The sequence below is a fragment of the Rhizobium sp. BT04 genome (genome assembly GCF_030053135.1).
In the GTDB taxonomy this organism is placed as follows: Bacteria; Pseudomonadota; Alphaproteobacteria; order Rhizobiales; family Rhizobiaceae; genus Rhizobium; species Rhizobium binxianense.
Window position 1 is genome coordinate 3,032,501 of record NZ_CP125652.1, and the last position, 10,994, is coordinate 3,043,494.

Below are 10,994 nucleotides of genomic sequence, written 5' to 3' on the forward strand. Positions count from 1 at the left end.
ATCGTGAAGAGAAGATTGATCTGGAGGCTTCCAGGTGTCGTGGGTTCTGCCCATGATGTCCGAGCCCAGTTCTTGTGAAACCATGGATGGCCTAGCCGGCCGGATATGGTGGAGGAACTGGAGGTAGGTGGGAAGCTTGTCGCTCTGGGCCGTTGTTGTTTGTAGTCTTTCGGGACTGTATCTGACGGACGGCTTGATTACCGTTGCCTGACCGCGCGGTATCGGATCCAATCTCGAGAAGCTGGTCTTAAGACCTGATACAAGCGAGCTGCTCGGCGTAGCTCCAATAAAGTGATCAGGTCGAACACGTTAATGGCATTGTTGGATTGACTGGGTTGTAAAAGGTAACCCGGTCTGTTGCCGTTTCTTTGAAACGGGCAACGAGATGATGAGCATTGGCAATGAGAACGATTAAGTGTCGTAAGGGCATTTGGTGGATGCCTTGGCATGCACAGGCGATGAAGGACGTGATACGCTGCGAAAAGCCGTGGGGAGCTGCGAATGAGCTTTGATCCATGGATCTCCGAATGGGGCAACCCACCTTAAATGCTTGGGAAATCTGTTCTGTTGGCTTTTGGTTTGGTCGAAGCGAATGCTTCGCAAGGCCAAGGGCCGTCGCCGGTTATCCGGCGCGCTGTCCGCAGGCCTTTGGCCGTGAGGACAAACAGGAGAGGTTTCCAAGCATTGTGATAAGGTATCTACACCTGAATACATAGGGTGTAAGAAGCGAACGCAGGGAACTGAAACATCTAAGTACCTGCAGGAAAGGACATCAACCGAGACTCCGCAAGTAGTGGCGAGCGAACGCGGACCAGGCCAGTGGCAATTGTGATTAAAGTGGAACGCTCTGGAAAGTGCGGCCGTAGTGGGTGACAGCCCCGTACGCGTAGATATCATGATTGTCCTAGAGTAGGGCGGGACACGAGAAATCCTGTCTGAACATGGGGAGACCACTCTCCAAGCCTAAGTACTCGTGCATGACCGATAGCGAACAAGTACCGTGAGGGAAAGGTGAAAAGCACCCCGACAAGGGGAGTGAAATAGAACCTGAAACCGGATGCCTACAAACAGTCGGAGCCCGCAAGGGTGACGGCGTACCTTTTGTATAATGGGTCAACGACTTAGTGTAACAAGCAAGCTTAAGCCGGTAGGTGTAGGCGAAGCGAAAGCGAGTCTGAATAGGGCGATTTAGTTTGTTGCATTAGACCCGAAACCGAGTGATCTAGCCATGAGCAGGTTGAAGGTTGGGTAACACCAACTGGAGGACCGAACCCGCATCTGTTGCAATAGATTGGGATGACTTGTGGCTAGGGGTGAAAGGCCAATCAAACTCGGAAATAGCTGGTTCTCCGCGAAATCTATTTAGGTAGAGCGTCGAGCGAATACCCCCGGGGGTAGAGCACTGGATGGGCTATGGGGACTCACCGTCTTACTGATCCTAACCAAACTCCGAATACCGGGGAGTACTACTCGGCAGACACACGGCGGGTGCTAACGTCCGTCGTGAAAAGGGCAACAACCCTAACCTCCAGCTAAGGTCCCCAAGTCATGGCTAAGTGGGAAAGGATGTGAGGATCCCAAAACAACCAGGATGTTGGCTTAGAAGCAGCCATCATTTAAAGAAAGCGTAACAGCTCACTGGTCTAAATAAGGGTCTTTGCGCCGAAAATGTAACGGGGCTGAAGCCATGCACCGAAGCTGAGGATTTGCGAGCAATCGCAAGTGGTAGCGGAGCGTTCCGTAAGCCTGTGAAGGGATACCTGTGAGGGGTCCTGGAGGTATCGGAAGTGCGAATGTTGACATGAGTAACGATAAAGAGGGTGAGAGACCCTCTCGCCGAAAGACCAAGGGTTCCTGCTTAAAGTTAATCTGAGCAGGGTTAGCCGGCCCCTAAGGCGAGGCAGAAATGCGTAGTCGATGGGAACCACGTTAATATTCGTGGGCCTGGTGGTAGTGACGGATTGCACAAGTTGTTCTGGTTTATTGGATTATCAGGGCAGCGGAGCGGTTCCAGGAAATAGCTCCACCGTATAGACCGTACCCGAAACCGACACAGGTGGTCAGGTAGAGTATACCAAGGCGCTTGAGAGAACTATGTTGAAGGAACTCGGCAAATTGCACGCGTAACTTCGGAAGAAGCGTGACCCCATTTTACGCAAGTATGATGGGGTGGCACAGACCAGGGGGTAGCGACTGTTTATCAAAAACACAGGGCTCTGCGAAGTCGCAAGACGACGTATAGGGTCTGACGCCTGCCCGGTGCTGGAAGGTTAAGAGGAGAGGTGCAAGCTTTGAATCGAAGCCCCAGTAAACGGCGGCCGTAACTATAACGGTCCTAAGGTAGCGAAATTCCTTGTCGGGTAAGTTCCGACCTGCACGAATGGCGTAACGACTTCCCCGCTGTCTCCAACATAGACTCAGTGAAATTGAATTCCCCGTGAAGATGCGGGGTTCCTGCGGTCAGACGGAAAGACCCCGTGCACCTTTACTATAGCTTTACACTGGCATTCGTGTCGGCATGTGTAGGATAGGTGGTAGGCTTTGAAGCGGGGACGCCAGTTTCCGTGGAGCCATCCTTGAAATACCACCCTTATCGTCATGGATGTCTAACCGCGGCCCGTCATCCGGGTCCGGGACAGTGTATGGTGGGTAGTTTGACTGGGGCGGTCGCCTCCGAAAGAGTAACGGAGGCGCGCGATGGTGGGCTCAGACCGGTCGGAAATCGGTCGTCGAGTGCAATGGCATAAGCCCGCCTGACTGCGAGACTGACAAGTCGAGCAGAGACGAAAGTCGGTCATAGTGATCCGGTGGTCCCGCGTGGAAGGGCCATCGCTCAACGGATAAAAGGTACGCCGGGGATAACAGGCTGATGACCCCCAAGAGTCCATATCGACGGGGTTGTTTGGCACCTCGATGTCGGCTCATCGCATCCTGGGGCTGGAGCAGGTCCCAAGGGTTTGGCTGTTCGCCAATTAAAGCGGTACGTGAGCTGGGTTCAGAACGTCGTGAGACAGTTCGGTCCCTATCTGCCGTGGGTGTAGGAATATTGACAGGATCTGTCCCTAGTACGAGAGGACCGGGATGGACATATCTCTGGTGGACCTGTTGTCCTGCCAAGGGCATAGCAGGGTAGCTATATATGGACGGGATAACCGCTGAAGGCATCTAAGCGGGAAACCCACCTGAAAACGAGTATTCCCTATCAGAGCCGTGGAAGACGACCACGTTGATAGGCCGGGTGTGGAAGTGCGGCAACGCATGAAGCTTACCGGTACTAATAGCTCGATCGGCTTGATCGTTCTCATTGACTATGCTCATCAGCCAGAGGCTGATGATGCTTGACCTTCTGTCCTCACGCGCTGAAAGCGCTGCGGACGGCGCGCCAAACGATTGGCGACGCGCTTTGCGCTTGCGGCCTCTGGCCGACGGTGCCTTGCGAAAGGTAAGACGTGTTCAAAAAAAACAGGCTAACGCCTGCCAGCTTCTCAAACATTAAGTTGCGCTTTGCCGACCTGGTGGTTATGGCGGGGTGGCTGCACCCGTTCCCTTTCCGAACACGGCCGTGAAACGCCCCTGCGCCCATGGTACTTCGTCTTAAGACGCGGGAGAGTAGGTCGCTGCCAGGTCTGCAAAACGCAACTTTTTGAAAACAATCTTCTCATTCACAGACAACGGCCCATAGCCGAAACAAAAGGGCCGCTCTCAAAGCGGCCTTTCGTGTTAAAATATATCTCGCGGGGTGGAGCAGCCCGGTAGCTCGTCAGGCTCATAACCTGAAGGCCGCAGGTTCAAATCCTGCCCCCGCAACCACTGAGACTTGAATATTTGACCATTCAAGTCGTTTCAAAGAAAGCTCCTCCGCGTAAGCGTCGAGGAGCTTTTTGCGTTTGGCCTCCGTCTCAAGCTCGCCGGCGCGAAGCTTCTCCAGATAATCGTGCTGCTTCAGTGCCTCGAACTGCTTCTCCAGGATCGTCGCGGCTTCCATCGCCGCGAGGATGCTGGCGATCCGGCCGTGCACCTCAAGGGATGCCGGCTGGTGGCCCGGGGTCTTGCCGATCACCACCTTCTGGATGAACTGGCGCACGAGGTTGATGAACGGCTGCTTGGTCTCGGTATCGGCATGCTCACGCATGTAATAGAAGGCGGAATTGAGGACCAGCTCCACGGCCTCGGGGCGGACCTCGGCCTTCAGCTTCCTGATCCTCCCCCCGAAATCCTCCTCCGCCGGCGCTTGGCTCAGCTTGGCCTCGAGGCCGGTGCGACGCTCCTCAAGCGTGTCGAGCATATCGTCGAGGGCGGCGAGGCGAGGCCGGCCCTCGGCGGCGCGGTCACTGATCTGCTGGATGATCTGGCGCTGTTCCTGTTCTGCGGCCTTCAACTCCCCGGAAATGCGCTGACGCTGGTCGGGTTCGTTGCGGATCGAGGCTGCGATAGTCAGGCGAACCTCCTCGGCGATATCGTCGAACACGCCCATCCCGAAAAAGGCGGCGGGCAGGCAGGACAGGACGCGGTCCTCCAGGTTCTTGCGCAGAATGGTCTTCTGGTTGGTGCAGCAGGCGCCTCCGAGGCCGTCGACCGGCAGCTTGCTCTTGTGGTTCGAGCAGCCGTAGCGCTCCTTGGCCATGATGGCGTAGGAGCCGCCGCACTCGGCGCATTCCAGCATGCCGCTCAGCAGGTAGCTTGGACGATGCGTCCGGTTCAGCCGGTTGGTGGTCGTGCGGGAAAAGTTCTCCAGCGTCGTCAGTTGCCGTTCCTTCACGCGCGCCCACAGTTCGTCGCTGACGATGCGCATGGCGGGAACCTCCGTCACGACCCAGTCGCTTTTGTCGTTGAGGCGGGCGGTTCGCCGTTCGGTCTCCGGGTTCTTGCGGTAGTTCTGCTTGTTCCAGACGATCCGGCCGACATAGAGCTCGTTGTGAAGAATGCCGGTTTGGCGTTTGCCGTCGCCGCGGATCGTGTCGTCGCGCCAGTACTTGTGCTGCGGCGCCGGCACGCCGCGGGCATTGAGGCTCTGGGCGATCGTCGCCGGACTGACCCCGTCGGCATATTGCTCGAAGATCCAGCGCACGATCTCGGCTTCGGCCGGTTCGATCTCGCGCAGGCCCCTGATCCTGTCGCCGTTGGCATCGCGCTGCTGCCCGAGCCGGTAGCCGTAGCACAAGCGGGTGGTCGCCTTGCCCTTGCGTGCCGCCGTCTTCATGCCTTCGCGGGTGCGATAGCGGATCTGCTCGACCAATTCATGGCTGAGTGTGGAGCGCATATGCAGCTCGATATGGCTGATCGGCTGGCCGGCCTGCACGGTCCAGATCGCCGTGTCGTGGTAGTTGAGGTCCTTGAGGATCTTCGAGCTGTGCTCGACGTCTCGCGACAGGCGGTCGACGGTGACGCAGAGGACCACGTCAATCCGCTCGCGCTTCACATGGGCCAAAAGCTGCTGGATGCCGGGGCGCGATGTGAAGGAGGTTCCGCTGATCGCGGAATCGGCATAGGTCTCGACCAGCTTCCAGCCCCTGTCGGCGACGAACGTCTTGCCGAGCTCGACCTGGGTCTCGATCGATACCTCGTTCTGGCGGTCGGTCGAATAGCGCGCGTAAAACAGGACGGTCTTGGTCATGGGGTACTCTTCAGTTCGAATTGGCTAAGTTGGGGGACATGGTAACCGGCGGCGGGGAGCTTGAGAGCCCCGCAGCCATGCCAGGTCATCATGGCCCGGCAGGTGTGGGTGCCGGCGGCAATAATTGCCGCCGATGAAGAGCCGCTTCTGATGAGCGCTGGTCAGTAACCCATCGTGGCGCGGTAGGCTGCAGCCTCATCGGTGTTGCCGCCAATCCAGCCATGCTCCTGAAGCTTGAGCAGGCTGTCCACGACGCTGTCGCGCGCGCCGCACCACGTCCAGCCGGTATCGGCGGGGCGGATAATGAAGACTTCGGTAGAGGTCACCATGATCCGCGTTGCACCGGTCTCCGCCTTGACGGCTTCGCGAAACAGCCGGTCCCGTTCCTTGATCATGCGCTTCTCCTCCGCCGTACGATGGTCCGGCTTTTTGCGTGAGGGCGCTTTCGACGGGATATGGGCTGCGGTGATGCGGTGGGTGACGACGAAGACGCCGTTCACCCGTTTGCGGCGCCCCGGAGCCCTGTCGATGTCGATCATAACGCCATTATTGGCAGGGCCGCAAAACAGGTCGCCGCTGATGGCGACGCAGTGCGTGGTCAGGAAAACGATACAGGGGTGGCTCTTTTGAATGCCGGTGCGGTGCTTCAGATAGGCCGCAAGGGTCGGACAGCCGGCAACGTCGTTCCACGCGCCGACATAGCCCAGGGCCCGCATCGTCTCCTCAATGTCGGTATCCGACATATAGTTGATGATCGGAGACCGCGAACGGTGCACCCAGCCTGCACCGAAGCGAACAAGCCGGACGGCGTCTCGTACGCGCGAAAGCGGCTCGCCGGTAATCGAGGCGATCGCGCTCGGGGCAGCGTACGGGTAGGTCCTGGTGTCGTTATCGACGTCGTGGAGGAGGTGGGTCTTGATCGCACCGAGTGCGGACGGGAGGTAGATGATGTTGGGCACGTTCGGATCCTTCGTATCCAGGGTGGAGTTGAAGGAATGCGCTTACCACTCTGGATCCCTCAGGCGTCCGTTCGCCCTCGATCCCCATCATCTAATGCCTGTAAAGCCACCACACGGAAAAGGTGACACAGGCTGGGCAATGCTCTGCAGGACGGTCCGCACCGGCCAGAGCCTCTGTAAAAAATCGGTACGCCACTCGATCATCGGTGTCACGAGCGCGCCAGGAGTCCTCTCTTGCAAGATTGTCCCGGTTAGCAAAAAGCCAATCAGAAAACCAGTTTCCGCCATGCAAGGGCTTCCGCTGGTGCGCATTCCGGCCGAGGCGTTCACCTCAGCCGCCGGCGACATTATCCATGCCCCTTGCGAAATCAATGCAGCGGCCTGGCGGGAGTCAGCTTTATTTGAAAACCTGGCTGACCAGGGCTTAATCAGATCGATAGCATTTTAGCGAATCGGATGGGTGCTGATGAGCTGATCTTGGGCGATCTGTCCCCCCCCAGCACTCTGTAAATCCGATTCAGGAATCAAACGGCGTTTAACCGAGTAATGGGGGGAGAAGTCGTAAACGGTGCAAACGCCGTCAGGCGTTCGATCGGCAGCGTGGGATGGCCAAGGCCGGAACCGGCAGGCAGGTAGAGCGGAACCGCTCAGTCGCCCTGATCGGCGCCGTCGGGATAGAGCAGGTGGGGCTTGCGCCGGAACGGCCAGTCGCCATCCCGGTACTTCTCGACAAGCCCATCGAAGACGGTGCGGGATTCGTGCTCGTCGAAGCCCTGCTTGACCAGCATCCTGACCACCCGTTTTTTAAACGTTCCCAGCGCCTCCATTGCTCCCTCGGCCGCCATGGCGGAGATCGCCATGAACAGTGCCGTGCGGGCAACGTCGTCGCGTCCGGGGCGTTTGGCCTTGCGATCCGCGTCGCGCAACTTCTGCTGCCGCTCGCGCTGCTTGCGGTTGCGGATCTCCTCGGACTTCGCTGGCATACACTCTTCCCCGTCAGGTCTCCTGCCTCGCATGCCAGACCGTCGCCGCTGCGGCAACGCCGTTTGCAAGGAATCGGAAATCCCGGTTTATGAATCGTTTGTCCGCGGTTCTGAATCGAATGAGCGCAACTTGAGATGCATTGCGGGCACGTTGAGACAGGTCGAGGTGACCTGGCGAGGGGCAAACGGCGGCCGTGAATCAAATGATCAGCGTTCGGAATCAAAAATCTCGAAGCCGGAATCAAATGAGCGCAATTTGTTTTAACGTGCGAACACGTTGAGATGACGCGTGCGCGATCTGACTGGACTTGCCAGCCGTCTGCCGTCAGCAGGTCTGTGCCTATCACGGGCTACAGGCCATATCCTCCGCGCGGGTGTGCCGCGGCGTGACCGGCTTGGCGGATGACGGGGAGCGGACGCTGCGCATGGGCGAGGTGGAGATAGCCATATTTACTTGGCGCTCCGTTTTTTGTCCCCGACACGTCTTAGGCAAGGCCGTTCAGGTGAGTGGTGACGTAATCCCGCTTTTCGTTCTGATTTGAGATTCAAATAATGATGTTCGATTTTAAGTAATAAATCTCCGAGAATAATTATTGAAATAAGATTGTGTCGGTTAAAATTTGGATAAGTACAAAGTTTTTGTGCGAAAGTACGGTAAAAAATGAAGCATTAATAGGAGTCTATATTATGTCTTTGTTTTACTTGAATTTGCATGGCGATGATATTGGTGCGATCATAGTGTCATTCGGTGAGAAGTTCATCGGATGTTTTAGTATCTCGTTACCCGGAGACTTCCATGCATACAAAGACCAACAAGACGACCGCGACTGCCGCTTTCTCCTATGAAGACAACGGTATCGGGCAGACGCTGCGCGAGCAGCTCGAAGCCAGCGCTGCCCATATCTTCGACCTCGGCCGCCGCACGACCGAGCAGACCTTCGAACTCGGCGATCATCTGGCCCAGGCCGCGGACCTCCTGGCCGACGGCCGTTTCGACAAATGGGTGAAGACGCGCTGCGGTCTCTCTGCGCGCAGCGCTCGCAACAATATGGCGGTGTTTCGCAATCTCGGTCAGTTCCGTGACGAGTTGGTCGACCTCTCGGTCGGAGCGACCGTACTGTTCCATCTGAGTTCGGCGACGGAGGACCAGGTCAAGGCGGCGATCGCCTTCGCCGAAGACAATGGGCGTCTGCAGGTCGCGGATGTGAAGGCCATCCTGGCCGGCGGCGTGGAGGGCGGCGACAAGCCGGAGACGGGCGACCAGTTCCGTGTCGGCGGTGTTGCCGGGCTGAAGGCGCTGATTGCCATCAAGATCCGCGACGGTCTAAAGGCGTTCATTACCCATATCGTCGCGATCTGCCAGGCGATCGAGGCTGCGTTGGCCAAGAGCCGGGTGATCAAGGAAGCGCTGGCGAAGGACATCCAGGACATTGCCCGCGTCGCCCGTCAGGAGCTCGAAAGCCTGGCGCTGTTCATCGAGCCGGATCTCGATTGGGGCCGCAACACCAAGCCAACGAAGTTCCCGAAGAAGACCGGCTGGGCCGAGGTCAACGACACGCTCTACACATTGGGTGGTGTCGATGCCTGGCCGAAGTCGAAGGAGATGCGGGACTGGCTTGCGCTGCATGTGCTTCCGGTGCTCGGCTGGGCGGTATCGAAGGAGCGGGCACCGGAATGGCCGCTCGCGGCGCCGGGTGCTCCGGCTTCCAAGCCGATGGTTTTGGAAGAGGCGGACAGCGACGGCGATCGTCAGGATGCCGAACCGGCAATGCCGGACGAGGTCTCGAAGGATGCCGAGGTCTCGGATGAGGCGATTGGGCGGTTGGGTGCCGCACTTGAAGAGGCGACCGGTGGCTTGATGACGGTCAGCCGTGAGGCGCCTCGGAGCCGCAAGCAGTTTGCCAAGGTGCCGCCGCTTGCGGATGACGCTGTCGTCGAAGTCGAGGCGGCGCCGGCGCTCGTCCGGTAAGATGCAGCTTGCTCGAAGGCTCCGGCCTTCCCGACGAACTCAAGAGGGCCGCGTTGCGGCCCTTTTCCTTTTGGCTTCGGATGGTGCTGATCCTCGGAGCCGATTGTCGGCTATGGGCCGTGTGAGCCCGGCGTTAACCTTGTACCGGCTTTGTTCTGATTTTGCGCTCCGGGTCCTTGAGCCCGCCCGCCGGTCCTGCCAAGTTGGGGCTGTTCGGAAGACCGGACACGAAACGGCCCAAGCCGATGCTGGTAACATCGACAAGGGCCTGACCCTCAGCCTTCGCGAAAAGGAATCGGGCTATGACCACGCATACTCTCTCTGTCCCCGCCGGGGAAGTTCTCCGTTCGACCGCAGCAGCGGCCGCCATGTTCTCGCAGCGCTCGTTCAGCCTCGGGGCACGCAGCATCGGCGAACCGCCCGTCCTGCGCCGCCATCCGCACATCGTTCGCTTCGCCGAGGTCGAAGCCGATCTCGACCTGCTGATCGACCGCGCCATCGCGGCGATTGCCGACGGCGAACCGGTCGAGGACGAAATCCTCGGCCATTACGTTCACATCGCTTCGCTCGTCCGCGCCGTCTCGTTCCGCGAGGGCAAGCTGCTGGAGCAGGCGGTCGAGCGGCTGGCGAAAGCCAATCCCAACATCGTTGTCTTGACCCAGTCGCTGAAACTGCCGCTGGTCAAGGCGGCGCTCGAGGCCGTTTGCGGAAACGACTGGGAAAGCCTCGACGGCATCAAGCTCGACTGCGAGGCGCCCGCGAAGGGCAGCTATACGCCGGACCTGATCCTTGTGAACCGCACCCGGCACACCGCCTACATTCTCGACCTGAAGCGCTCGCTTGCATCCTACGGCGACACCAGCCGGCTCGAGGAGCTGAAGCTGAAGATGATGGCGTCGGCGATGGTGCTGCCGGACTGGCTGTACAAGAACCAGAAGCGCCTGATGGTCGACACCGTCGAGGTCGCGATCGTTGACGGCGCCAGCCGCCCGAGCGATCATGCCGCCGGCATCTGGGCCCTGTCCGAGATCGACGACCTGCTTGAGATCGATGGGGTTGCCGCCTGCATGGCCGAGCTGCGCCTGCGCTTCGGCCGCCGTGTGCAGCAGCTTCTGGAGGTGGAAGCGCGAAAGGCCCTCGGTGTCGTGCCCGATGCTGCATCCGCCTCGGCAGTGTACGGCAAGCCACCGATCGCGTTGAACGGTCCGGCGCGCAGCTACGAGGAAGAGTTGGCGATGGCCGCGCGGGACGACGGTGATGGTCATTATGACCTCGGCTGCTTCGACGAGGATCAGGACGATGAACCGGAACCGGTCCGTATCCGGGTCGGCTTTGCCCGCCGTCCGCGCCGGCACTGACGCGCTGCCAGCTTAACGGCACTGATCGCGGCCGCGCCGAGTGCGTGGCCGGCTTCCCCTTCTTCCATTCCGAAAACGCCGGATGCCGATGCGCTCCGGTGAGGAGACAGT

The 10,994-nt window shown here is 58.9% G+C and carries 5 protein-coding genes, 1 tRNA gene and 2 rRNA genes; 5 read left to right on the forward strand and 3 right to left on the reverse strand.

Annotated elements, in window-relative coordinates; genetic code table 11:
• Nucleotides 1–409 precede the first annotated feature (409 nt).
• The 3 genes from QMO82_RS23125 to QMO82_RS23135 all read left to right on the forward strand — a co-directional run bounded on the left by QMO82_RS23125 (nt 410) and on the right by QMO82_RS23135 (nt 3,810).
• Nucleotides 410–3,299: ribosomal RNA gene (locus QMO82_RS23125) — 23S ribosomal RNA — on the forward strand.
• Nucleotides 3,300–3,511: 212 nt separating this feature from the next.
• Nucleotides 3,512–3,626, forward strand: a 5S ribosomal RNA gene (gene rrf / locus QMO82_RS23130).
• Nucleotides 3,627–3,733: 107 nt separating this feature from the next.
• A tRNA-Met gene (locus QMO82_RS23135) sits at nt 3,734–3,810 on the forward strand.
• Here QMO82_RS23135 and QMO82_RS23140 read toward each other — a convergent pair.
• From QMO82_RS23140 to QMO82_RS23150, 3 genes are all read right to left on the reverse strand, one after another.
• Complete coding sequence (locus QMO82_RS23140; RefSeq protein WP_183610050.1) at nt 3,767–5,614, reverse strand: recombinase family protein; 1,848 nt, start codon at nt 5,612–5,614, stop codon at nt 3,767–3,769. The two genes, QMO82_RS23135 and QMO82_RS23140, sit on opposite strands and share 44 nt — an antisense overlap.
• Before the next feature lie 161 nt (nt 5,615–5,775).
• Nucleotides 5,776–6,573 (reverse strand): hypothetical protein, encoded by a 798-nt coding sequence (locus QMO82_RS23145; RefSeq protein WP_183609891.1) that lies wholly within the window; start codon nt 6,571–6,573, stop codon nt 5,776–5,778.
• Nucleotides 6,574–7,220: 647 nt separating this feature from the next.
• The gene (locus QMO82_RS23150; protein ID WP_183609892.1) at nt 7,221–7,556 is read right to left on the reverse strand and encodes a hypothetical protein; all 336 of its coding nucleotides are present in this window, start codon (nt 7,554–7,556) and stop codon (nt 7,221–7,223) included.
• 796 nt (nt 7,557–8,352) lie between these two features.
• On the opposite strand from QMO82_RS23150, the gene QMO82_RS23155 reads away from it, so the two are divergent.
• Both QMO82_RS23155 and QMO82_RS23160 read left to right on the forward strand, forming a co-directional pair.
• Complete coding sequence (locus QMO82_RS23155; RefSeq protein WP_183609893.1) at nt 8,353–9,525, forward strand: hypothetical protein; 1,173 nt, start codon at nt 8,353–8,355, stop codon at nt 9,523–9,525.
• A 302-nt stretch (nt 9,526–9,827) separates the two neighbouring features.
• Complete coding sequence (locus QMO82_RS23160; protein WP_283196551.1) at nt 9,828–10,883, forward strand: hypothetical protein; 1,056 nt, start codon at nt 9,828–9,830, stop codon at nt 10,881–10,883.
• Nucleotides 10,884–10,994: the final 111 nt, after the last annotated feature.

Coding starts and splice junctions, on each gene's coding strand:
- QMO82_RS23160 (WP_283196551.1), top strand. CDS start 9,828: ATGACCACGCATACTCTCTCTGTCCCCGCCGGGGAAGTTCTCCGTTCG.
- QMO82_RS23150 (WP_183609892.1), bottom strand. CDS start 7,556: ATGCCAGCGAAGTCCGAGGAGATCCGCAACCGCAAGCAGCGCGAGCGG.
- QMO82_RS23140 (WP_183610050.1), bottom strand. CDS start 5,614: ATGACCAAGACCGTCCTGTTTTACGCGCGCTATTCGACCGACCGCCAG.
- QMO82_RS23155 (WP_183609893.1), top strand. CDS start 8,353: ATGCATACAAAGACCAACAAGACGACCGCGACTGCCGCTTTCTCCTAT.